This window comes from Microcoleus sp. S1D4 (genome assembly GCF_036700765.1).
Classification (GTDB): Bacteria; Cyanobacteriota; Cyanobacteriia; order Cyanobacteriales; family Microcoleaceae; genus Microcoleus.
The window spans coordinates 20,328-43,608 of record NZ_JAUBPP010000017.1 but is presented as its reverse complement, the minus strand read 5'-3'; the positions used below and the strand labels follow the sequence as shown (position 1 = coordinate 43,608).

Annotated in this window: 19 protein-coding genes; 10 read left to right on the top strand and 9 right to left on the bottom strand. The window is 45.0% G+C overall.

Annotated elements, in window-relative coordinates:
* Window positions 1–110: 110 nt before the first annotated feature.
* Window positions 111–2,894 carry a tetratricopeptide repeat protein gene (locus QT998_RS18275; protein WP_333116768.1) on the bottom strand — a complete coding sequence of 928 codons (2,784 nt, stop codon included), beginning with the start codon at window positions 2,892–2,894 and terminating at the stop codon, window positions 111–113.
* Window positions 2,895–3,114: 220 nt separating this feature from the next.
* Between QT998_RS18275 and QT998_RS18270 the strand changes: the two genes are divergently transcribed.
* Window positions 3,115–3,951 carry a Uma2 family endonuclease gene (locus tag QT998_RS18270; protein WP_333116765.1) on the top strand — a complete coding sequence of 279 codons (837 nt, stop codon included), beginning with the start codon at window positions 3,115–3,117 and terminating at the stop codon, window positions 3,949–3,951.
* Between the two features lie 219 nt (window positions 3,952–4,170).
* Here QT998_RS18270 and QT998_RS18265 read toward each other — a convergent pair whose 3' ends face one another.
* Window positions 4,171–4,782 (bottom strand): 50S ribosomal protein L25/general stress protein Ctc, encoded by a 612-nt coding sequence (locus QT998_RS18265; protein ID WP_333091663.1) that lies wholly within the window; start codon window positions 4,780–4,782, stop codon window positions 4,171–4,173.
* A 502-nt stretch (window positions 4,783–5,284) separates the two neighbouring features.
* Window positions 5,285–6,625, bottom strand: a complete 1,341-nt coding sequence (locus QT998_RS18260) for an adenylosuccinate synthase (RefSeq protein WP_333116762.1) — start codon at window positions 6,623–6,625, stop codon at window positions 5,285–5,287.
* A gap of 453 nt (window positions 6,626–7,078) precedes the next feature.
* On the opposite strand from QT998_RS18260, the gene QT998_RS18255 reads away from it, so the two are divergent.
* The 5 genes from QT998_RS18255 (at window position 7,079) to QT998_RS18235 (ending at window position 13,350) form a co-directional block, all read left to right on the top strand.
* The gene (locus tag QT998_RS18255) at window positions 7,079–8,092 is read left to right on the top strand and encodes an adenosine deaminase (protein ID WP_333116759.1); all 1,014 of its coding nucleotides are present in this window, start codon (window positions 7,079–7,081) and stop codon (window positions 8,090–8,092) included.
* A 274-nt stretch (window positions 8,093–8,366) separates the two neighbouring features.
* Window positions 8,367–9,671 carry an aspartate aminotransferase family protein gene (locus tag QT998_RS18250; RefSeq protein WP_333116757.1) on the top strand — a complete coding sequence of 435 codons (1,305 nt, stop codon included), beginning with the start codon at window positions 8,367–8,369 and terminating at the stop codon, window positions 9,669–9,671.
* A 167-nt stretch (window positions 9,672–9,838) separates the two neighbouring features.
* The gene (locus tag QT998_RS18245; protein ID WP_333116754.1) at window positions 9,839–11,326 is read left to right on the top strand and encodes a TldD/PmbA family protein; all 1,488 of its coding nucleotides are present in this window, start codon (window positions 9,839–9,841) and stop codon (window positions 11,324–11,326) included.
* 95 nt (window positions 11,327–11,421) lie between these two features.
* Entirely contained in the window at window positions 11,422–12,768 is a 1,347-nt protein-coding gene (locus tag QT998_RS18240; protein WP_333116752.1) for a TldD/PmbA family protein, read from the top strand.
* Between the two features lie 147 nt (window positions 12,769–12,915).
* Window positions 12,916–13,350, top strand: a complete 435-nt coding sequence (locus QT998_RS18235) for a GNAT family N-acetyltransferase (RefSeq protein WP_333116749.1) — start codon at window positions 12,916–12,918, stop codon at window positions 13,348–13,350.
* On the opposite strand, the gene QT998_RS18230 is transcribed toward QT998_RS18235, so the two are convergent.
* The 3 genes from QT998_RS18230 to QT998_RS18220 all read right to left on the bottom strand — a co-directional run bounded on the left by QT998_RS18230 (window position 13,351) and on the right by QT998_RS18220 (window position 16,074).
* Window positions 13,351–14,424: a sucrase ferredoxin gene (locus QT998_RS18230; protein ID WP_333116747.1), complete on the bottom strand. Its 1,074-nt coding sequence runs from the start codon at window positions 14,422–14,424 to the stop codon at window positions 13,351–13,353.
* A 152-nt stretch (window positions 14,425–14,576) separates the two neighbouring features.
* Complete coding sequence (locus QT998_RS18225; protein ID WP_333116744.1) at window positions 14,577–15,725, bottom strand: cupin domain-containing protein; 1,149 nt, start codon at window positions 15,723–15,725, stop codon at window positions 14,577–14,579.
* Between the two features lie 166 nt (window positions 15,726–15,891).
* Window positions 15,892–16,074: a hypothetical protein gene (locus QT998_RS18220; protein WP_194010158.1), complete on the bottom strand. Its 183-nt coding sequence runs from the start codon at window positions 16,072–16,074 to the stop codon at window positions 15,892–15,894.
* Window positions 16,075–16,495: 421 nt separating this feature from the next.
* On the opposite strand from QT998_RS18220, the gene QT998_RS18215 reads away from it, so the two are divergent.
* Both QT998_RS18215 and yhdJ read left to right on the top strand, forming a co-directional pair.
* Complete coding sequence (locus QT998_RS18215) at window positions 16,496–17,620, top strand: THUMP domain-containing class I SAM-dependent RNA methyltransferase (RefSeq protein ID WP_333116738.1); 1,125 nt, start codon at window positions 16,496–16,498, stop codon at window positions 17,618–17,620.
* 66 nt (window positions 17,621–17,686) lie between these two features.
* On the top strand, window positions 17,687–18,538 hold the full coding sequence (yhdJ, locus tag QT998_RS18210) for an adenine-specific DNA-methyltransferase (RefSeq protein ID WP_333116735.1): 852 nt from the start codon (window positions 17,687–17,689) through the stop codon (window positions 18,536–18,538).
* Window positions 18,539–18,971: 433 nt separating this feature from the next.
* Here yhdJ and QT998_RS18205 read toward each other — a convergent pair whose 3' ends face one another.
* Both QT998_RS18205 and QT998_RS18200 read right to left on the bottom strand, forming a co-directional pair.
* Window positions 18,972–19,391, bottom strand: coding sequence for a peptidylprolyl isomerase (locus QT998_RS18205; RefSeq protein ID WP_333091684.1), 420 nt, complete (start codon window positions 19,389–19,391; stop codon window positions 18,972–18,974).
* A gap of 185 nt (window positions 19,392–19,576) precedes the next feature.
* Window positions 19,577–20,446, bottom strand: coding sequence for a prohibitin family protein (locus QT998_RS18200; protein ID WP_333091685.1), 870 nt, complete (start codon window positions 20,444–20,446; stop codon window positions 19,577–19,579).
* Window positions 20,447–20,590: 144 nt separating this feature from the next.
* Between QT998_RS18200 and QT998_RS18195 the strand changes: the two genes are divergently transcribed.
* Together QT998_RS18195 and QT998_RS18190 are read left to right on the top strand one after the other, a co-directional pair.
* Window positions 20,591–21,379 (top strand): RNA ligase family protein, encoded by a 789-nt coding sequence (locus QT998_RS18195; protein ID WP_333116733.1) that lies wholly within the window; start codon window positions 20,591–20,593, stop codon window positions 21,377–21,379.
* Between the two features lie 15 nt (window positions 21,380–21,394).
* Window positions 21,395–22,555 (top strand): AAA family ATPase, encoded by a 1,161-nt coding sequence (locus tag QT998_RS18190; protein WP_333116730.1) that lies wholly within the window; start codon window positions 21,395–21,397, stop codon window positions 22,553–22,555.
* A 31-nt stretch (window positions 22,556–22,586) separates the two neighbouring features.
* On the opposite strand, the gene QT998_RS18185 is transcribed toward QT998_RS18190, so the two are convergent.
* Complete coding sequence (locus QT998_RS18185; RefSeq protein ID WP_333116727.1) at window positions 22,587–23,267, bottom strand: HAD family hydrolase; 681 nt, start codon at window positions 23,265–23,267, stop codon at window positions 22,587–22,589.
* Window positions 23,268–23,281: the final 14 nt, after the last annotated feature.

The following is a 23,281-nucleotide window of genomic DNA, read 5'->3' as shown; positions in this document are numbered from 1 at the left end:
AACAATTCAAATATTTTCGTCATAACAAGGTACAAAGCAGTGTTTCTCCTTCAAGCTACATTTAGAGGTGTTTGTTCTCAAAGGAACTAAATTTTTGAACCTCAGAAAATTTAGGTTTCAAGCTCAACAGCTCGACGGTAAGCAGCACTAGCTTCATCTACTTTACCCTGTTTAGCCAAAGCATCGCCTAAATTATTGTAGGTCGCAGGGCAGTTTGGGTTCAATTCAATGGCTCGCCGGAACATCTCGATCGCCTCATCCAGAAAACCTTGTACTATTAGGCTTTCCCCTATACAATGAGAAGACCAACTGTAGTTTGGATTCAATTCAATAGCGCGGCGGTAAAGAGCGATCGCTTCTTCCCGCTGACCCTGCCTTGCCAGAACATCGCCCAATAGGTGATAAGCCTCATACTTCTCAGGATTGCCCTCTATAGCGCGGCGGTAACAAGCGATCGCCCGATTTGTGTCATTCTTCTGCGCGAAGATCAGCCCCAACTGCAAATGTGCCTTACCGCATTGGGGATTTACCTGCAACGCCATCTGATAAAAGACGATCGCCCCATCCGGCCAACTCTGCCGCACCAAAGCATTCGCCAACTCAACATAAAGGTCAGCATCATTCGGCGCAATCTCCAGCGCCTTGTGATACAACTGCACATCCTCGGGATTCTCCAGAATCGCCTTTCGGTACAAACCCATTGACTGCTGCAAATCCCACTGCGATCGCATCCTCAAAGCATCAGCCAGCTTTTGCGAAATCCACGGCAAATCTGGCTGAATTTCCACAGCACGGCGGTAAGAAGCGATCGCCTCATCCCACCGTTCCAGCTTCTCCAGAGCCGTCCCCATGTTGTAATAAGTCCACGGAAAATCAGGATTTAACTCGGCCGCGCGACGGTAAACTGCGATCGCCTCCTCCCACCTTTCCATTTCTAGCAGCGCGTCGCCCAACTTGCTCTGCGACCAGAAGAAATTCGGATTAACTTCGTTAGCCCGCCGGTACGCAACAACCGCCTCATCCCAGCGTTCCAAATTCACCAGCGTTTCTGCTAGATTGTTGTGCGCCCAAAAATGGTCGGGATTCAGTTCGATCGACCTTTGGTAAGCCGAAATTGCCTCTTCCCACCGTTCCAATTTAATCAGCGCATCTGCTAAATAGTTGTGCGACCAACTGAAATCTGGATTTAATTCTGTTGCTTTGCGGTAAGCATTTACAGCTTCTTCCCACCGTTCCAACTTCAGCAAAACATCAGCTAAATTGTTGTGAGACCAGCTAAAATCAGGATTTAATTCGATCGCCTTGCGGTAAGCATTTACAGCTTCCTCCCACCGTTCCAACTTAACCAGCGACTCAGCTAAATTGTTGTGCGACCAAGAAAGTTCGGGATTATTTCTAATAGCGTTGCTGTAAGCATCTACCGCCGCTTCCCACTGTTCTTGACTTCTGAGAATTTCGCCCAATTCATGATAAGCTGCACCAGCATTTGGGTTCAACTCAACCGCGCGCCGGTAACAGTCAATACCTTGATTTACCTTACCTTGCTCGATCAAAGTTTTGGCTAAATTCTCGTGTTCCTCGGCGGTGCCAGACTTGGGGTCGATCGCATAGGCCCGGTACAAAGCCTCAGCAGCCGCCTCAGACTTCCCTAATTGAGTTAAAAGTTTTGCAAAATTGCGGAAAGCGCCGGCGAAATCCGGCTTCAGGGCGATCGCCTTTTCGTAAGCAGAAACCGCTTGCTGCCACTGTTCCTGCTGCGCGCAAATGCTGCCGTAATTAGCATAAGCTTCAGCAAAATTCGGATTAATTTCTATTGCTTTGACATAGCAACTTTTAGCTTCATCAATTTTTCCAACCGCTTGCAGGGCGTTGCCGAGCATTTTGTAAAGCGGCGCTTCCGGCTTAATTTGTAGAGCTTTCTTGCAAGCAGAAATTGCCTGTTCCCATTTACCCTGAGCAAAATAACCTTCTGCGAGTATTTTGTATGCTTCTGGATCTTCTGTAGTAATTCCAGCATTAACAGGTTGCTGAACTTGTTGACGCCCAAGCTGTTGTTGAAGTTGTTGCGGTATTTGTTTCAGTATTTCTTGCGGTATTTTCCGCAATATTTGCTCAGGTATTTGTTGTTGAACTTGTGGTGGTTGAACCTGTTGCGGTATTTGTTGTTGAACTTGTGGCGGCTTAGCAGCACCATTTGTCGCGGTTGCACCAGCCAAAGTTTGCTCTCCATCGCTGCCATTTCTAGCATTAGCTGCGTTCAGTTCAATAGCTTTGCGATAATATACTGTGGCTTCTTCTAACTTGCCTTGTTTTTTGAGGGCTTCGCCGATATTTTGGTAGGCTTGCGCCAGATTAGGATTTAATTTTATGGCGCGATCGTAACAAGAAATAGCTTCGGGCAACCTTTCCTGGCGGAAAAAAGCATCGCCCATACTCAAATGTTCCGAGGGCTTGGCTGTTTCCGGTTCCAAAGAAAATGCGCGATACCAGCATTCCTGAGATTCTGCCCCTTTGCCAATTTGTCCGAATACTTTTGCTAAATTGCGGTATACTCCGGCGAAATTCGGTTTCAGGGCGATCGCCTTTTGATAAAATCCGATCGCCTCCTGCCATTTTTCCTGCTGCGCGCTAAGGCTGCCCAAATTCGCGTATACTTCCGCAAAATTCGGTTCTATTTCCACAGCTTTAGCGTACCAGTGCCGCGCCTCTTCCATCCTGCCTTGAGCTTGCAGCGCCTTACCCAAAGTCTTGTAAGCGGGTGCAAAATTGGGGTGCATTTTCAAAGCTTGCTCGCAGGAGGCGATCGCTTCTTCTAATTTTCCTTGGGATAAATATATTTCTCCCTGTTGGTTAAATTGAACCGCTGTTGATTCTGTATTTACTGTTGATGGCATAGGGGCGGTGGCGACTGAGGCAGCAATTAAATAGGGTAGTTAAAGCGTTTCACAATTATACTCGCGTTTGACACTAACAGTAGCAGGGTTGTTCCCCTAATTATTAATTTTTTTGACTTCGGGTGCTGGGGAGAAACCGGGTTGCTGGGATGTTTTGTGGATTTGGCTGCTAAATATAGGTATTGTCCTTATTTCTAAAATGTAGGGAAACGGCATTGCCGTGTCCTTATTTCTTGGGAAAGAGGATACGGCAGTGCCGTTTCCTACGGAAATCCCGGATAAGGCAGTGCCGTTTCCAGAACGAAATCCCGGACACGGCAGTATTGAAGAAAGATATTACAATAAGTCAACAGTAAATGTTCTGTCAACTTTTCCTCAAATTGCGGTGATTTTGATGTTATTAGAGCCACCACCTCAACTTGTCGGTGAAAAGCGCCTGATATTTCGCGATCTCGATTGGCGCGCCTTCAAGCAAATTCAAAGTTTGCTGGCGGATCGCACCCGCGCCCGCTTCACCTACGATAACGGAGCGTTAGAAATTACTATGCCCCTGGAAGAACACGAACGCTCTGCTCGCTTGATAGAACTCTTTATCAGAATCCTTGTGGTTGAAATGGGGATGAAAATTAAGACGATGGGATCGACTACACTCGATCGCGAAGACCTACTCAAGAGCGCCGAGCCAGACAATGGGTATTACATCCAGAATTATGCCTTAGTTGCCGATCGCCCGGTTAATTTAAATGTCGATCCAGCGCCCGATTTAGTCGTGGAAGTGGATATTACTAATACCGATATCAATAAAAATACACTCTATGCAAGTATGGGAGTGCCTGAGTTTTGGCGGTTTAACGGGCGGGTATGGCGGATTCTGCAATTAGTTGATGGGGGCTATGTCGAGTGCGATCGATCTCCGACTTTTGGCATCATTGAAAAAACGGATTTATTCCGGTTTCTAGAAGTGGCTTTCATTGATGAAGTTGCCGCAGAGATTGATTTTCGTCAATGGGTGCGAGGGCAGATTCAATGCCCAGTTGAGAAAGTGCGATCGGCATAATTCGCAGTAATATCGTGTCCGGTAGGCGATCGTAATAAAAACATTGCTGTCAATTGACCGGACACAATATAATACCAATTATCAACAATCATTTGACATTAGCCGTGCGATCGCACCCAAAGGAGAAGAGTCTTTTTAGCAAAAAACGATCGCCATTTTCCCAAGTCGTGCGATCGCCTTTTTGTCAACAATTAGTTAACAACTATTAGTAATTACTAATCAAGCTCCTGCCGCGGCTGCTGCTTCTTCTTCTACGTCTTCGGCTTCAGAACCTGCTTGAATTCCCAGCACGCTAACAACCACCTGAGTTGGTTCGCCGAGAGCTACCACTCCCGCAGGCAAAACTAATTCCTCAATGTGCAGCGCATCCCCTACTTTTAAATTAGAAATATCTACTTCTATTGATTCAGGAATGCTGTCAGGTTTGCACTTAACTGCTAGTTGGGTCAGCACGGTATCCAAGATGCCGCCTTCTAACTTGACACCGACAGATTCGCCGACAAAACTCAGCGACACTTCAACTTCCAGGCTGTCTTGACTCGCGACGGAGAAAAAGCTCAGGTGGTAAGGATAGCCCTTCCAAGGATGAACTTGAACTTCTCGGAGCAAGGTTTTTCCGCTCCAAGAGAGGTCGGGAATACTGAGGTCAATTAGGGCGTTGTTGACTACGTGCTTTTTGAGCAGGCTTTCAACTGTTTTGGCTTTGACGGTAAGGGCTATGGATTCAGAGCCTTTGTGGCCGTAGAGGACGGCGGGAATCAATCCTGAGCGGCGAAGGGCGTTAGGCTTGCTGCCTTCTGCCCGCTTTTGACATTCTACTGCGAGTTCCATTTTATTACTTTCTGTTGATTGTTTTTACATTTTATCAAATTTGTGCAAAGCGCGATCGAACTTAATTAAAGTCGCTGAAGATTTGACAGTTGACCGTTGACCGTTGACAGTTGACAGTTGTTATATCAGTTCCGTCAGCATCGGAATCATTCATCTCTCTCTTCTCTCCCTCCGCGTCCTCTGCGTTCTCTGCGGTTAAATCATTCCGATACAACCGGAATTGATATTATTGGTCAGTTGACAGTTGTTATTGGTCATTGGGCATTCTTCCCAAGGCGTGTCAACAATGGCCTAAAAACCTTTGTATCTGTAGTTTATATCGGAGCCTCGATCCCCCTAAATCCCCCTTAAAAAGGGGGACTTTGAGGACTCTGGTTCCCCCCTTCTTAAGGGGGGCTAGGGGGGATCGGCGGGCTAATTCTCAGACTGTTGACACCTACGATTCTTCCCCTCTCCCGCTATCTTCTCGGTCTTCTTCAATCTAAAATCCCAAATCGGCAATCTAAAATGCTTTGGCTGCGGGATGGCCGTCAGCAGACAGCAAAGCGCGCTTGGGCCCATGAATTGGGTCTTCGACAATGATAGTTTGGTCGCGGCTGGCTCCGAGAGATACAATTGCGATCGGCACTTCCATTAAGTCCGCCAAAAACTTGAGATAATCCAATGCTTGTGACGGCAAATCTTCCAACTTGCGGCAATCTTCCGTAGACTGTTTCCAACCGGGAAGGGTTTCGTAAATGGGCTTGCACTGAGCAAATATCCGGGAACTTTTCGGGAAATCTATACAGCGTTCGCCGTTAATTTCGTAAGCAACACAAACTTTTATTTCTTCTAATTCATCCAAAACATCGAGTTTGGTAATTGCCAGACAGTCAAGGCCGTTGATGCGGACTGCGTAGCGGCCGATTACTGCGTCGAACCAGCCGCAGCGACGTTTCCGGCCGGTTGTGGTGCCGAATTCTGCACCTCTTTCGCCTAAAACTGCGCCTATCCCATCGACCATTTCGGTAGGGAAGGGGCCTTCTCCGACGCGGGTTGTGTAGGCTTTTGCTACGCCAATGACGCGATCGATCGCTGTGGGGCCGACTCCTGTTCCCACGCAAGCGCCGCCCGCGATGGGATTGCTAGAAGTAACGTAAGGATACGTGCCGTGGTCTAAGTCTAATAAAGTGCCTTGCGCGCCTTCAAACAGAATATTTTTGCGCGTGTGAAGTCCCTCATAAATTTTCAGGGAACTGTCTACTACGTGCGGCCGCAAACGTTCTGCATAAACTTGATATTCATCAAAAACATCTTGCGGATTGAGAGGCGGCAAATTGTAGAGTTTTTCCAGAATGACATTCTTATGATGAATCGTCCATTCCAGTTGTTCTCGGAAGCCTTCCAAGTCCATCAAGTCGAGCATCCGAATGCCTGTGCGTTCCGACTTGTCGGCGTAAGTAGGGCCGATGCCGCGTCCCGTCGTCCCGATTTTATAATTTCCCCGCTGTTGTTCCGATGCCACATCGATTAATCGGTGATAGGGCATGGTGATGTGAGCCGTCTCTGAAATCATCAGGGAGGCAGTCGAAATATTCAGTTTTTCTAGCTGATCTAACTCTGCAATTAAAACTTTAGGGTCAATTACCGTGCCGCAGCCGATGATACACTGTGTATCGGGATAGAGAATCCCGGACGGAATTAAGTGCAATTTGAAAGTTTGACCGTTGACTACCACGGTGTGACCGGCGTTGACGCCCCCTTGGTACCGTACAACGATATCTGCGGATTTGCTGAGCAAATCGGTAATTTTGCCTTTTCCTTCATCGCCCCACTGGGCGCCGATCACAACTACGTTAGCCAAGGGTTTCTCGCGTTCAGTTCAGGTTGACACAAACTCCGATTATGTACGAATGTGTCGCGGATGTCAAATATATTTTTGTTACAATTGAGAAAGTTGAGGCTCTATGGCGCTTTCAACCCACTTCCAGCACGATCGGGGGAGAGGGGGAGAATGGGAGAGGGGGAGAATGGGAATAGTCCATTGCCAATATGCAGCTTAAATGTGGGGCCGCTTACCTGCTTGCAGGAATTAAGATTAAGAGGAGATTACTTTTCTAAATAGATACAACTATAGGGAAGATCCAAGTAATTAGATAAGATTCATAAATCTTTGATTGAGAGGGAAACTGCAGATGTGCTTCGACTTCCCGAAGGGTACGGAGATAAACGCAGATGAATGCAATCTTGTTGAGTGTCGAGTAATTTATTCCCCAATTATTCAATCCAAAATCCAAAATCTAAAATCTAAAATCCCATGACTTTACACGCTGAGTTGCACCGACATTTAGGCGGTTCTGTGGTTCCTCGGATTCTGTGGCGGTATTTCGATCGCCATAACGCCACAATGGTTGAGAGATTTCAACAATATTCGGAGTTTGAGGATTTTTACACTCGTCCGCGCAATACTCTAGATGAGTATTTGGAACTGCACACGCTGGTAGAAAGCGTGCAAACTGTGGAAACTTTGCCTTATTTTATCTATCGGTTGATGCGCGGCGCTTACGTATTTGAAAATCTGGCTTATTTGGAGTTGCGCTATACGCCTTATTTGCGGACTCCAGAGCATTTGGAACAGTCAAAACGCATTGATTTGATGGCAGAAATTGTACGGGTTGTGGGTAAGGCCAGTCAAATTGGCGATTGTCCGATTGTGACTAGCCAAATTTTGTGTATGCACTCGCGTTTACCCTATGAGGTGAATCGGGCGATCGTCGATTTGGCGGCCGAGATGGGAGAATATGTTTGTGCGATCGATCTTGCGGGTGGCGATGCGGCTATTGGCGATCGCCTGGATGAGTTTGTCGGATTGTATCAGTACGCAAGGTCGATCGGCATTAAGACAACCGGCCATCTCTACGAAACCACCTCTGGCTGTTATCCCGAACTTTTGCCCTATTTGATGCGTATCGGCCACGGGATTCAAATTCCGCTAAAATATCCCGAACTGCTGCCAGAAGTCGCGCGCAGAGGTCAATGCTTGGAGGTTTGCCCGACTACCTATCTCAAAACGGGGACATTGGAGGATATGGGGGAATTGAAGGTAGTGTTCGATCGATGTTTTGAGGCTGGTGTCGATATTGCTATTTGTACCGACAATGCGGGATTGCACAACGTGCGGCTGCCTTTTGAGTATGAGAATTTGTTGACTCGGGATATCATTGATTTTCGGCAGTTACAAGCCTGTCAAGATGCTGCTTTTCGCCATGCTTTCGCGTGGCCCTACGGGGAGAGGCCTGTAAAAATGCTGACTGGTTTGTTGCAACATTAGTCGGTGGAGTAAAATTTAACGAACCGCGAAGGCGCAAAGGAAACGAAGGGTAGGACATGAAGGAAGAGAAAGAGGGAGATAGGTAGATGTCTTCAGCAAAAGACTATGCTTGGAAATAAGAAAAGCTCTTTCTTCTCTTCCTTCGCGCTCTTTGCGTCTTCGCGGTTCGTTTAAAAGAGATATTTGTAAACTTATAATATGTGTCGGGCGATCGCCAATCGGTAACAAGTTATAGTTTGGACACAAAAGTATCAAAATAAAAGGATAAAAAAATATGACAAATATGGACGCTTATTGGATGCCTTTCACGGCTAACCGACAGTTTAAAGCAAATCCGCGCATCTTGGTTTCGGCAAAAGATATGCACTTTACCACCGATGATAACCGCTCAATTCTCGACGGGATTGCGGGGCTTTGGTGCGTGAATGCAGGGCACTGTCGCCCGAAAATTGTTGAGGCAATTCACAAGCAAGTATCGACTCTAGATTATGCCCCACCTTTTCAGATGGGACACCCCGGCGCTTTTGAATTAGCGGAACGTTTGGTGAAGATGATTCCGGGCAATTTCGATCGCGTTTTCTTCACTAATTCTGGTTCCGAGTCTGTAGACACTGCTTTGAAAATTGCGATTGCTTATCACCGGGCGAAAGGTGAAGGAACTCGTCAAAGATTAATCGGTAGGGAACGCGGTTATCACGGCGTTGGTTTTGGGGGAATTTCTGTCGGCGGTATTGGCCCTAATCGTAAGTTTTTTGGCAGTTTGCTGACAGGAGTGGATCATTTACCTCACACTCATAATTTAGAACACAATGCTTTCAGCCGCAAACAACCGAAATGGGGCGCGCATTTGGCGGATGAATTGGAACGGATTGTGGCTTTGCATGATGCGTCTAATATTGCGGCGGTAATTGTCGAACCGGTGGCGGGTTCTACGGGGGTTTTGATTCCGCCGCAAGGTTATTTGCAGCGGCTGCGGGAGATTTGTGACAAGTACGGAATTCTGCTGATTTTTGATGAGGTAATTACGGGTTTCGGGCGGCTGGGTTCGAGTTTTGCTACTGAATATTTTGGGGTGGTTCCCGATATTGTGGCGGTGGCGAAGGGGATAACTAACGGTACTGTGCCGATGGGGGCGGTGTTTGTGAAGGAGGGAATTTATGATGCTTTTATGAATGCTCCTGAAAATGCGATCGAGCTTTTTCACGGTTATACTTATTCCGGCCATCCCCTAGCCTGCGCTGCTGCTTTGGCGACGCTCGATATTTATGAGGAAGAAAGGCTGTTTGAACGGGCTAATAAGTTGGCTGATTATTGGGAAAATGCGGTTCATTCTTTGAAGGGCGTGCGCCACGTCATTGATGTGCGAAATCTCGGACTTGTGGCGGGGATTGAGTTGGAATCTATCCCTGGGAAGCCGGGGAAACGGGCTTTTGATTGTTTCTTGCAGTGCTTTGAAAAAGGGTTGTTGATCCGCACGACTGGTGATATTATTGCTTTGTCGCCTCCGTTGATTATTGAGCAGGAACATATCGATCGCATTGTGGAAATTTTGACTGGGGTTTTGCAGGGATTGGAGTGAGATTTAATAAACCGCGAAGGCGCTAAGGACACGAAGGAAGAGAGAAGAAGATCGGGAAAATCTCTCTCTCTCTTGTCTTCCTTTGCGCTCTTTGCGTCTTCGCGGTTCGTTCAAATCCTTAAACAGCGCTATAATCATTCATAACGAACGACGAACGACGAATAACTATGGTACTGTTAACTGCAAAAATCTCTGCTAGCGAGTTGGCAAATTTAGCTGTAGAGTTAATTCGGAAAGCTGGGTGCGAATACGGTGATGTGCGCTTTTGCAGTTACCGGAGGCAAGGTTTGTATGCGCGCGATCGATCTTTAAGCAATATCTCCGATAATGTAAGTTCCGGTTTTGGCGTGCGAGTTCTGCTAGACGGCGCTTGGGGCTTTGCCGCCAGTCACAACAAAACACCTGCAGAAGTTGCCAGAATCGTCGCTTTGGCTGTAGAAATCGCTAAAGGCAGCCGCTTGACTCAAAAGGAACCGGTGCGCTTAGTACCAGTCGAAAAATATGTCGATACTTACATTAGTTCGATCGCAATTGACCCCTTTTCTGTCCCCGTTGCTGACAAAGCCGAACTTTTATTAACCATCAACGAACGCCTGCTAGCGCACGAATCACGAGGCATCAAAAAAGCTTATTCTTTTTTGACATTCAACCGCGAAGACAAGGTTTTTGCATCCACAGAAGGCTCGCTAATCGAACAAACAATCTACCGCAGCTATCCGGGTTTTGGCTGTACGGCAATTGCGGGCGGCGATGCCCAAAGTCGCAGTTACGAACGCCCGCCGCTAAACATCGGTTACGAACATATTAATCCAGACGATTTGCTTAGTCAAGTCGAACGAGTTGCAGCCGAAGCAATTGAAAAAGTCGCTGCGCCGAAAGTCCCGGCTGGTATTTGCAAATCCCTGATTCTCAAGCCGACAAATTTGTTTCTGACTATCCACGAATCCGTCGGACATCCAACAGAATTAGACCGGGTTTACGGCTACGAATCGAATTTTGCTGGCACGAGTTTTGCTACTACTGATAAGTTAAATAAGCTGCAATACGCTGCACCTTGGGTAAACTTCAAGTGCGATCGCACTCAACCCCACGGTCGCGGTACAATGGGTTACGACGATGAGGGAGTAAAATCGCAAGATTGGTACGTTGTCAAGGATGGAATTTTAGTTGATTATCTCACTGACAGAGAAACAGCTTATCGCCTCGGACGCGCCAGCAGCAACGGTTCTGCCTGCGCTGACAGTTGGTCTAGCGTCCCGATGGTGAGAATTCCTAATTTGGGACTGGAACCGGGCCCGGATGGCGGCAGTCATACTGCTACTTTGGATCAGATGATTGCTGATACGGAAGATGGGATTTTAATTGATGGTACAGGCAGTTTTTCCATTGACCAGCAGCGGCGCAATTTTCAATTCGGCGGTGATGCTTTTTGGAAGGTGGAAAAAGGTAAAGTTGTCGGTATGTTGAAGGATGTAACTTATCATTCAATGAGCACGGATTTCTGGAATCAAGTAGATGCAATCGGGCCGGCTTCCGAACGGGTTCAATGCGGTACTAATATGTGCGGCAAAGGTGAACCGATACAGGTTGCTCAAATGACTCATGCTTGTGTGCCGGTGCGAGTTAGAGATATTCAAATTGGGGGAAGGGCTTAATTCGGAATGATTTAACCACAGAGGGCGCAGAGAACACAGAGAGAGAGCTCTGAGATAAATAATAAAGCCAACAAATTTTCCTAGCATTATAGCTTATGACCGTAACAACATCGCCAGCAATTTTAAGTGAAGACCAAGCGTTATCTTTATTAGAAAAGGTAGTCAAACAATCGGAAGCAGAGGAGGTATTTGTCAGTCTTTCTACTGGCGAAGAATCTCTTTCCCGATTCTCGGAAAATCAAATCACCCAAAATATTAGTAAGACTGTATTTAGCCTCAACATTACTAGCTATTTTGGCAACAAAAGCGCTTCTGCTGCTGTTACCGAATTTGATGAAGATGCGATCGCCCAAACCGTCAAACGATCGGAAGAACTCGCCCGAATTGCCCCCGCAGACCCCGAATGGATGCCGCTGTTGCCCCCTCAAACCTACGATTTGCCCCCGGCGGCGTTTGATGAAGCAACGGCTGCTGTATCGCCTTTAGAGCGGGCAAAAATGGTACAGCAGGCTTGCGCGATCGCATCTGGCGAAGGTGCGGAAGCTTCCGGTACATTGAGCGCTGAGGCTTCGCTATACGCGATCGCCTCGTCAACCGGACTCCGCGCCTGCAACCAATCTACAGAGGCAAATTTCGGCTTTACAGCCCGCATTGGAGACGGTTCTAGCTGGACTGAAAGCACGGCTTGGGGCATCCACGAACTACAAGTCGCCGAATTAGCCGCACAAGTTGTCTCGCGCGCGAAAGCCTCCCGCAACCCCCGCGAAATTACTCCTGGTGTTTATCCTGTAATTTTTGAGGGCGCTGCGTTTGCAGATTTGCTACCGTGGGTAATTTGGGCTATGGATGCGCGGGCGGCGGATGAGGGGCGATCGTTTATGTCGATCGCCGATGAGTCGGGAAAACCCGCTGGAAACCGCGCGGGAGAACAACTTTTCAGCCCGTTAGTGCAGGTACTGCGCGATCCAAGTCATCCTTTGTTGCGATCGGGTAATTTTTTCGGCAACGGATTCAACAATAACTATTTGGAAATCATCAAAAATGGTATCCCTCAAAGTTTGTCTTATTCTCGTTACTGGGCCGCCCAAAAAGGCAAAGAGTCAAAAGGTGGTTATTACCCGATCGTGATGACAGGTTCCGATCAAAGTTTAGCAGATTTAATCGCTCAAACCGAGCGGGGAATTTTTGTCAGTCGAGCTTGGTATGTAAATTACGTGAATCCGAAAACATCGGAAGTAACCGGCATGACTCGCGACGGTACTTTCTGGATTGAAAACGGTAAGATTGCTTACCCGATTAAAAATTTCCGTTTCAATCAAGTTTTACCTGATATGTTGCGGGATGTGGATGCAGTTAGCGAAGTGAAACGTTACGGCGGTATTGTCGTACCGGGAGTGCGCGTGAAAGCTTTTAATTTCACGAGTATTACTGACAGTTTGTAACTCGCGCAATATATATTGCAATCCTAAATCATTTGTGAATTTCTTACTCCCTCCCCTTGTTAAGGGGAGGGTTGGGGGGGGGTAAAAAAAATTATGACCCCTGCAAGGACAGCTATAGTATTTTTATAAATTTAATTTAATCAAAAAATGCCTCAAATAGATATACGTCCGGTTGAAAACGCACAAGAATTAGAAGAGATGTTTTACCAGCGGTGGTTGGTTTTGCGATCGCCCCTAGGCATGGAAAAGGGCCGCGAAAGGGACGATCGCGAAGATGGCGCTGTGCATTTAATTGGAATATGCGATCGCCAAATTATCGCATCGGGCAGACTTCGAGAATTATCCCCAGAATTGGGAACCATCTCTTATATTGCCGTACTTCCTGAATTTCAAAATCAAGGAATTGGCACTAAACTCATGGAAAAATTGCTCGCACAAGCCAAGGAAAATAATTTCAAAACTGTAAGACTGATGTCTCGCATTAACGCCATTAAATTTTACAAAAAACTCGGATTTTCCGAACAAGAAAAGCCTTTTGATTACCTGGGAATTCCGCACGTATTCATGCAGTTAGAAATTTAATCACCGGCACATCCTACCTGATTCTTCAGTTCCCCTCTGCTGGGACTTTGTTTGACAAGAAGCGATTTCAATCGCCGAATGATAAAGGGGGTAGCTTACAAACTTTAACTCCTCCTTTGTTGAGTAAAAATGAAGATTTTCTACCGAATATTTGAGAAATTCCGACTCTTTGTGAGCACCACAAGAACCTTTGAGTCGAACAGTTTTGGTTTCATCTTTCACCAAATCAGCGCGATAACTATAAGTACCGTCCGCTTTCTCAAAAGTTAATTCAGCAACAAAACCATCATTTTCTAGATATTTTTCAACAATGCGGCCCGCAACTTTGTAGCTGAACCAATCCCAACCGTAGCGGATGATTAACTCTCGTTCCAAAACCTGAATTTCGTTCGGCAAAACTCCCGAACCCCGATAAACCTTATTCAAACATTCAATATCACCAGTTCGCGTTAGAATAGATTTGAACGAAGTGCGATCGAGATTTCCGTAATATCTACCATCAGGCAAATCAATCGCAGTCGGTGCCATGCGGTGTCCGCCAAAATGACTAGATTTCCAAATACGAACATCACTCAATTCTAACTCGGAAACCACAGCTTTTGCTTGGGAATAAAAAGGATTGCCGTATCTGGCGCAACATCTATCGTGACTCCCGTGAGTGCAAACCAAAATATCTCTACGTGGGTTATTTTCAACTTCGCAATCCGGGACTTCTCCAGCTAAATAGCTTTTGACTGTTCCCGCCACTTCTTTAATATTATTCACATTAAATTCGTGTTTTTCGTAACCGCCAAAAACATCTTGGCTTTGATTGTCGTAAATCAAAATTTTGCGCCTATCAGCAAATTTAGTTGATTCACTATTGATTAACAAAAATCTAATTTTTTGCTGTGAATGCTCTACTTCCTTTACCAAATCCCTGAGATTATGGGGAATTTGCTGAGAATTAAAAGCTTCTGATTCCCAAGGCAAACAGCATTCAATTAATACATAGGTTTGGTAATTAGTACCGCTACCAATAATATCCTCTTCAACGCATTTAGAAGTATCGGCGCAAAAAAAACTATTCGTCATGTTATACCTCATTGTGTCTCATAAATTACTATTTTAATAACAAAATTATCGCAGTTATAGCGGTTCTCAAGCGTGGTGAGGATAGCCCTATGCCCTATGCCGAATAGTACCTCATATGAGAGCTTGAAAGGCTATATTACTCTTCTATAGTTTTAACTAACAAAAATAATTGCTTCAACAACTAGCCTCGACAAAAGCGGCATTACATCTATTTCCCAATCACAATCCGGCAACCAATCCATCACATCTTCTCCTGTAAAAAATTCTGTACTGAATAGATTCTCCGTAAATTTATCAGTTACTCCTTTGAGAGATACTTCTTTGCCTCCCACAACGATTTTGTATCCGTCCCCGTCAGGCAATTCGCGAATTCTCACCCGCTGAAATTTGGGAATTCTATATTTAGTTTGAATGCCGTAGGGAAAAATGTTGAACCCTGCTTGAGAAGGGAGAGAATATTTCGCCACAGGTTTTGCTAAACTGTCGAGGTAGCTGCTGTACTCTTCTCCCAGATTTTTACTGTTTGCGTAGCCCTGCAATTGGGCAATTAAATTATTTACACTTGTATCGATTGAATCTTGATTTATTCGCAGCGGTAAACTTTGCCGCCACTCTGATTGTTGTCGCAATTCGCCCACCAACCATTCTAACAAGTCAATTCCTGTTTTGCCGTGAATTCCTAATGTTAAATGCAGCGATGGTTCGTCGGAAGCAATTGCATAATGCCAATGTCCGCGCGGTATGTAAAGCACGTCGCCGGGGTGCAAGGTGCAGGTTAAATAGGGTGGGGTTTCTGGCGGCGAAAAAGTCGAGGATTTTTGGTCTGTCAGCGGGTATTTAATTGTGTCAGCAAAAACGTACCACTGTTTGATTCCGTCTGTCTGCAAGATAAAAACTTCGTGGGTGTCGTAGTGGGAGGAAAAACCCTGTTTTTCCGGCCAAGAACAGTAGGCATTTACTTGGTTTCCATAACCCAAGTCTGCTTTAAATTCTGCTGCAAATTCAGCTATTTCTGGTATTAGTTTGTGGACTTGATTGATAATTAAAGTTGCTCCCGATTGGCACAATTTGATGAGATTGGCGTTTTCGCTTTCGTCGAGAACTTTTCCTTCTACTGCTAAGCGAATGTCGGGATATTTTAATTGGTAAAAGTTGAGCAGGTGGTTGAGTTTTTCCCAGGAAAATAGGTGTGCAAAGTCTTTTTTGCCTTCGCTTTTAATCGCAACTGCTTTGTTTGTCCAGTTGTTATTGAGAAAATCTTCGAGATTGTATGGTTTGAGGAGATGGGCGAGCGATCGCATAAACTTTAAAAATAAACGATAAATATTATCAATAAGCTTTTAGCAATTAAATAATTGAGGACAACACTTTGCGCTTGTCCTCAATTATTCCAGACTTCCCGATATCAAAAAATAAAATCTATTACTTCTTGTTTGGGGAGGCGAAGTCTAACGGAAAAACCTGCAATTACTCGTTGGTAACATCGCTACCATCGGCATCAACATTGAGGGTAGAAGAGATGTTTTTAGCTGTGGCGTGCTTGGCAATTTCCTTGACTTCTACTTGGATTTTGCTAGCGCGGGACAGTTTGAGAGCCGATCCGTTGATTTGCTTTGACATAATGGCCTCTAATTGTTGTATTACACCCATTTAGCTGAAATTTTCCCTGACTGTGACGTTAGGGTTTGAATTCTCAACTTTGACTAAAAGCGTAACATGAAGTTAATAAACTGTGCAAGTAGTTAAGAATTTTTTTCAATAAATAGAATACTTGGCTAATTCGCAGCAGTTGCTCGCGCTGGTAAAAATTAAGCGTGAATCCGCTCTGCTGCTAGATTCTGGAGTTTGAGCGAAAAGGCCGATCGCCCTTTTCGCCCTTTTGACTACAGGACTAGGCGGGCGATCGCCTGTTGAGAAATTATCCTGTAGAATAGCAGTTTTTTGATTTCCAGCATCTACCTTAAGGTAGAGTATTGTTTGTGAGAGTTAGGATGAAAACGAGCTACTATCTAAATGAAGGGCGATCAGAACAACCAATTCCCAATTCTCCATTCCCAATTACCAATTATCAATGAATCAATATTTTGCTACAGTTGCGCGCGGTTTAGAAACAATTGCCGCCCAAGAATTAGAACGCCTAGGCGCGCAGGATGTCAAGCCCGATTTTACAGGAGTTTACTTTGCGGGCGATCGCGCTTTATTGTACCGCGTCAATCTGTGGTCGAGAACAATTTTTCGAGTGCTTGTTCCCATAGCCGAATTCCGGTGTTACGACTCAGATATGCTCTACCGCGAAGTGCAGAAAATCCCTTGGGACGAATATCTAAATCCTGATAATACCTTAGCAGTCAACTGTACAGGTGGCAACGATAAGTTGAACCACACACACTTTACAGCTTTGCAGGTCAAAAATGCGATCGCCGACCAACAGCGCCACCAATTTAACAAACGTTCCAGTGTTGATGTCGAAAGTCCCGACTTACTAATTAACCTTCACATCCATCGAGACCGCGCTATTTTGAGTTTAGACAGCTCTGGTGGCAGTTTGCACCGGCGGGGATACCGGCCGGCAATGGGGCTTGCTCCTCTCAAAGAAACCCTCGCTGCGGCGTTGTTAGAAATGGCAGAATGGACACCAGATTTGCCGTTTTTAGACCCGATGTGTGGTTCGGGAACTTTGCCTTTGGAAGCGAGTTTAAAAGCCTTGAATATTGCACCGGGATTGTTTCGAGAAAAGTTTGGATTTATGACGTGGCGGGACTTTGACGAGCCTTTGTGGGATAAATTGTGGGCCGAAGCAGAGAGCAGCGAATTGCCAGAGCTTCCAGAAATGATTGCAGGGTGCGATCGCGATTCTGATATGTTAGATCAAGCTCGCACTAACGCGCAGCAAGCAGGTATTGCCGGTAAAATTAAGTTTGCTCGTACCGAGTTATCCGAGTTGGAAGCACCCACAGACAGAGGCGTTTTGATTTGCAACCCTCCCTACGGAGAGCGGCTGGGAGATGCCAGCGAATTGGGAGATTTGTACAAGATGTTGGGCGATATTTTCAAGCAGCGTTTCAAAGGTTGGAATGCGTTTATTTTGACTGGAAATAAGGAGTTGGGGAAACAAGTTGGACTCAGGACATCAAAGCGGATTCAGGTTTTCAATGGCTCGATTCCCTGTACTTTGCTCAAGTATGAACTGTATTGAATATGTGTAAAATATCTTTTTTTGCCCTTGGCACAAGCTAATAGTAATTGGAACAGGTTAGGATGAATGAAATTTTTTGAAATTGACGGACACAAGCTCTTTTTAGGAGATGTCTTAGAAGTGCTGGAAAGTCAAGTAAAAGACAACTCTATTGATTTAATTTTTGCCGATCCTCCCTATAATATCGGCAAAAATTTTAATGGTTTTAAAGACAAATGGGAATTAGAAAGCGATTATTTAGAATGGAGTTATAAATGGTTGAATTTATGTATTAATAAACTCAAGCATAACGGCAGTTTGTATCTGATGGCATCTACTCAAAGTATGCCATACTTTGATTTGTATTTGCGCGATCGCTTAACAGTTCTTGCTAGAATAGTGTGGTATTATGACAGTTCGGGCGTACAAGCAAAAAAATATTATGGTTCTCTGTACGAACCGATTTTATATTGCGTCAAAGACAAAAGAAATTATACATTTAATTCCTCAGATATTCTGGTAGAGGCAAAAACCGGAGCTGTGAGAAAACTAATTGACTATCGCAAGTCTACACCATCAGTATATAATTCTCAAAAAGTTCCAGGTAACGTCTGGGAGTTTTCGAGAGTTAGATATCGTATGCCTGAGTATGAGGAGCAGCCTACTCAAAAACCAACATTGTTGTTAGAAAGAATTATCAAAGCAAGTAGTAATGAGGGCGACGTTGTACTAGATATATTTTCAGGGACTTTTACAACATCATTTGTTGCCAAACAGCTTAAGAGAAAGTCAATTGGCATAGAATTCCAAGAAAAGTACCTAGAAATAGGATTGCGGAGGCTGGGAATTACCGCAGATAATAGTGAAGAGGATGTGATGTCTGAAGTCAACTCCGGTGAAAATTCGCCAAAGCAGCTAACATTAAACTTACAACTCTGAGCAAAATGGAATATGAATTCACAAAAATAATTAATAAATTTTTATAGGATAATTTTGGCGAAGTTGGAAAAAAATATTTTACGAAAGCCAGCTAATTGTATATTTGAGTATCAAGACTAAACTAAATCTGCAAATAGAGGTTAAAAATCCAGAGGAAGTTTTGCCAACTTATACGCTATCTATATTTTAATTGAAGACTATTGTGTGAAAAACTTTCATCAGACAGGAATGTATTCTGATTGTGAAGGTGCAGTTTATACGAATCTTTCTAAGATACAGCGTGAATTACCATTCGAGCAAAAGCTTCAAAATCATGGCTTTAACCATAAGATGAATGAAGAATTTAAAAAATATTTTCCCACTTGTGAGTTTATCCTAATTGTTTGCAATAAGGACGAAAGTCCTTACTACAAACGCCACTAATTAGTGAAAATTAATGCTCGATTTTGAGTGAAATAATCTTGTCGCCTTGGCGGATTGCATTCACGACAGACATATCATCTGTTTGGCCAAAAGTTGTGTGAACTCCATCCAAATGAGACTGGGGAGAATGGCAAATAAAGAATTGGCTGCCACCTGTATCGCGGCCTGCGTGAGCCATCGATAAAGTTCCTGCCAAATGTTTATGCGAGTTGATTTCACACTTAATTTTGTAGCCTGGGCCGGCAGTTCCATTACCTTTGGGACAACCACCTTGAATCATAAAGTTAGGAATGACTCGATGAAACAATAGTCCGTCATAAAAACCTTTTTCCGCCAAGTCAACAAAATTCTTCACTGTATTCGGCGCATCTGCATCGAACAGTTCCAAGTTGATAGTACCTTTGTCGGTTTCCATAATAGCGCGGGTCATGATTTCTCCTTGCTTCCTAAAATGACTGTACTGCCCGCTTTTTAATTGCGGACTTCGCTTTTATAGCGACAGGTTTTAAGCTGTCGCTATATTTTGACTTTCAGAAGTGTAGCATACTCGAACAACTCTCGTAGGACTTCTGCGCGCTTTTTGAGGCAACCGGGTTTGTTACCGTCAGTCATATTTTAATTGTTGGTAACATTTGGGCGATTGGTTTCTTCCTCAAAATCATTCATATTGAAAATGAAAGGAACCCGACTCGAACCGCCGCCCATAACCAGCACTTTAGGCATCTGAGCGCCACCGTTTCTCCAAGCTTCGATAGCCTCTTTTTGCAGCACCAAATCGCCGCCCTGAGCCTTCAAAGTTTCAGCCAAAAGTCTTTGAGCTTCTGCCCTACCTTGAGCGCGGTTAATGTCAGCTTGAGCTTGTTGTTCGGCTTCTTGAGCAACATACACAGCCCTTTGCGCCCGCTGTTCGGCAACCTGTTTCTCTTCAACTGCTTTGGCAAAATCTGTGGAGAATCGAATGTTGACAACGCTGGTGTCAAGCACGATTACATCATATTTTGACAGCCGTTCCTTCAGTGCAGCATCAAAGTCTTTTTTCAGTTCGCTTCTTTGAGTAATAGATTGTTCGGCGGTTCTCAAAGCTGCTGCTGTTTTAAATGCTTCTTGGGTCTGCGGAGCAATAATTTTTGATACTATATTTTCCAAGGTTCCCTGAGTTCTTCTAACATCAACTATTCTCGTAGGATCGAGGCGAAAGTTGATGGCAAAACTCGCATTTAAATCCTGAAGGTCTTTAGTCGCACTCTGGGCGGGCACTTCAAATTTTTGCACGGTTACGTCGTACACATCTACCTTAGATATCAGCGGTGGTCTGAAGTGAAATCCCTCTAACAAGGCTCCATCTGTGGCTTTTCCTAAAATGCTAACTACTCCTGCTTCACCTGGATTGATGACAACAAAAGAGTTGAAGCCGAGGAGCAGCGCGACTACTAATAGAATGCCAGCGAGTGCTGATGATAGGCTCTGGAAATTTTGATTTTTCAATTTAACACGCTCCTTTGTGATAAATCTATTATAATGCTTAATTGAATGAATGCGCCTCTAAAAATATAAAATATAAAATATAAAATATAAAATGGATGGTTTCGCCTTAAAAATCCAAAATCTAAAATCTAAAATCGGTTGATTATGGCAATTATTAAATATCCCAGAACTTATCATATCGAAGGTTCGCGTTTCGGGCCTGGTGACGAAGACCTTGACAGCGTGCCGTTTAGCGCTATTGCCGATCGCCCTTTAATCATCGAAGAAAAGGTAGACGGCGCAAATACGGGCATCAGCTTCGCACCAGACGGGCAAATGCTGCTGCAAAGCCGCGGCCACTATCTCACCGGCGGGCCGAGAGAAAAACATTTTAATTTGTTCAAACAGTGGGGTTTCAGTCTCAGCGGAACTCTGGGAAAAGTGCTGGGAAATCGTTATATTTTGTACGGCGAATGGCTTTATGCCAAACACACTGTTTTTTATGATTTTTTGCCGCACTATTTTATGGAATACGACGTGCTGGACTTAGAAAAAAATCAATTTTTGAGCACGGAAGCCCGCCGCCAGTTGTTAAGCGGATTGCCGTTAGTATCAGTTCCCGTGCTGTTTTCAGGAGTTTTGAAATCGCCGAAGCAAATGATGCAGTTGATGGATAAATCTAATTTTATTTTGCCGGGACATTTGGAACGGTTAGTTTTGCAGTGTCGGGAATTGGGATGGGATGAGGATCGGTGTTTGAAAGAAACTGATAAGAGCGATCGCATGGAGGGTCTATACATTAAAATCGAAGAAGATGGCATAGTAAAGGCGCGTTACAAATACGTGCGTGCCAGCTTTTTGACCGCGATTAAAAATGCGGAGGGACATTGGCTCAACCGGCCGATTGTACCCAATATTTTGCGTCCCGGCACAGATTTATTTAATTTTAGTTAACCTGCAGGTGAATTTATGAATACACTATTATCGCCCTCGCCAACTTGGACTTTTCCCTTTTGTCCAGAACCGCCCGATTGGTTCCTGGATTGGGACAGCATTCAAAATCATTTTGATTGGATTCAAAACTTAGAAGGATGTCAGCAAGACCCGATTTATCACGCTGAGGGAGATGTTTTAATTCACACCAAAATGGTCTGCGAAGCCTTAATCTCTTCTCCAAATTGGCGGCAACTTCCCGATGAAGAACGATCGATACTTTTTGCGGCTGCTTTGCTGCACGATGTCGCAAAACCGGCTTTTACAAAAATAGAAGCCGACGGCAGAATTAGCTCAAAAGGTCACGCCCGCCAAGGTGCGAGAATGGTGAGAAAAATTTTATCTCAATTCGAGCCACCAGTGCAGTTTGAGATTCGCGAGACTGTTTGTGCGATCGTCCAATTCGGCAGTTTACCCATCTGGCTGATCGACAAACCCAACCCCCAGCAGTCTGTAATTAAAGTTAGTCAAGTTGTTCGCTGCGATTTCCTCGCACTTTTGGCCGAAGCAGACGTGCGCGGGCGAGAGTGCGGCGACAAACAGGAATTGCTCGATAAAATACAACTATTTCGGGAGTTTTGTCAAGAAAATAATTGCTTGAATTCTCCGCGACAATTCCCCTCCGCCCACAGCCGATTTATCTACTTCCGCAAAGAGAACGGCAACCCAGATGCTGAAATGTTTGATGATACCAAATGCGAAGTTGTTTTGATGTCGGGATTGCCAGGAAGTGGCAAAGATTATTGGATTGAAGAAAACCTCCCCCATTGGCCTGTGATTTCCTTAGATGCGCTGAGATTGGAGATGGATGTACCGCCACATAAAAATCAAAGTGTTGTTGTAGATACAGCAAAACAAAGAGCTAAGGAATATTTGCGATCGGGAACTTCTTTTGTGTGGAATGCCACTAATACAACTAAACAAATGCGGCAGCAATTGATTGATTTGTTTGCTGCTTACAAAGCGCGCATTCGGATTGTTTACCTCGAAGTTCCCTTGGAGGAAATATGGCGGCGGAATCGATCGCGCACAGCAGCAGTACCAGAAGCGATCATTCACAAATTAGCCGATCGCCTGGATATTCCCGATCGCACCGAAGCGCATCAGGTAGAATGGATTGTGGGCGGCGCTTCATAGAAGCAATCCACCCGCCCTCGCCTCTATTCCATCAACTGGCTGACAAAGGCTTTTCCCCTAAAATAGAATCCTGATAATGCGCCAACAAATCAGCAGGGCTATCGTAAATTTCCGCAGCACCAGCAAGCGAAGCATCATCGAAACCTCCGCAGCGAAAAGCAATTAGCGGCACCCCGCACTTGCCCGCAGCTTCGATATCGTAAGGAGTATCAGCTAACATCACAGTCTGACTCGCTTCCATCTGCAATTTGCTCAAAGCAGCTTCCACAATATCCGGTTCCGGTTTAGAAGCTTCTGCATCACTCGATGTCGTGGCTTGATCCAATAAATCGTCAACTTGTGCAGCTTTCAGCAAACCGGAAAGTTCTTCGGTGGTAGATGAAGTAGCAATAATTAGCCGCAATCCTTCTTGCTGCATTTTTAACAGCAAATCCCGCGAACCGGGGGTTGGAGAAAGATCGGGAGAAAAGCGGTTAATAATCAGTTCTTTGCGCCGCTGTGCAATCTTTTTCCCGTCGCCTGCTTCGTCGGAAAGTCCTGATACCATTTTGGGTATAACTTTGTCGCCTCCCATGCCAATTAGCGGGCGAACTTTCTCGAACGGCACCTCGTAGCCGTAAGCGGCAAATGCCTCTACCCAAGCTTGAGCGTGGGCGTCATTGCTGAGCACGAGAGTGCCGTCAACATCGAGAATTACTGCTTGCAATTTCATAAGTTATTTGCTGT

Coding starts and splice junctions, on each gene's coding strand:
- QT998_RS18275 (WP_333116768.1), bottom strand. CDS start 2,894: ATGCCATCAACAGTAAATACAGAATCAACAGCGGTTCAATTTAACCAA.
- QT998_RS18265 (WP_333091663.1), bottom strand. CDS start 4,782: ATGGAACTCGCAGTAGAATGTCAAAAGCGGGCAGAAGGCAGCAAGCCT.
- QT998_RS18255 (WP_333116759.1), top strand. CDS start 7,079: ATGACTTTACACGCTGAGTTGCACCGACATTTAGGCGGTTCTGTGGTT.
- QT998_RS18250 (WP_333116757.1), top strand. CDS start 8,367: ATGACAAATATGGACGCTTATTGGATGCCTTTCACGGCTAACCGACAG.
- QT998_RS18245 (WP_333116754.1), top strand. CDS start 9,839: ATGGTACTGTTAACTGCAAAAATCTCTGCTAGCGAGTTGGCAAATTTA.
- QT998_RS18240 (WP_333116752.1), top strand. CDS start 11,422: ATGACCGTAACAACATCGCCAGCAATTTTAAGTGAAGACCAAGCGTTA.
- QT998_RS18235 (WP_333116749.1), top strand. CDS start 12,916: ATGCCTCAAATAGATATACGTCCGGTTGAAAACGCACAAGAATTAGAA.
- QT998_RS18230 (WP_333116747.1), bottom strand. CDS start 14,424: ATGACGAATAGTTTTTTTTGCGCCGATACTTCTAAATGCGTTGAAGAG.
- QT998_RS18225 (WP_333116744.1), bottom strand. CDS start 15,725: ATGCGATCGCTCGCCCATCTCCTCAAACCATACAATCTCGAAGATTTT.
- QT998_RS18220 (WP_194010158.1), bottom strand. CDS start 16,074: ATGGGTGTAATACAACAATTAGAGGCCATTATGTCAAAGCAAATCAAC.
- QT998_RS18215 (WP_333116738.1), top strand. CDS start 16,496: ATGAATCAATATTTTGCTACAGTTGCGCGCGGTTTAGAAACAATTGCC.
- yhdJ (WP_333116735.1), top strand. CDS start 17,687: ATGAAATTTTTTGAAATTGACGGACACAAGCTCTTTTTAGGAGATGTC.
- QT998_RS18205 (WP_333091684.1), bottom strand. CDS start 19,391: ATGACCCGCGCTATTATGGAAACCGACAAAGGTACTATCAACTTGGAA.
- QT998_RS18195 (WP_333116733.1), top strand. CDS start 20,591: ATGGCAATTATTAAATATCCCAGAACTTATCATATCGAAGGTTCGCGT.
- QT998_RS18190 (WP_333116730.1), top strand. CDS start 21,395: ATGAATACACTATTATCGCCCTCGCCAACTTGGACTTTTCCCTTTTGT.
- QT998_RS18185 (WP_333116727.1), bottom strand. CDS start 23,267: ATGAAATTGCAAGCAGTAATTCTCGATGTTGACGGCACTCTCGTGCTC.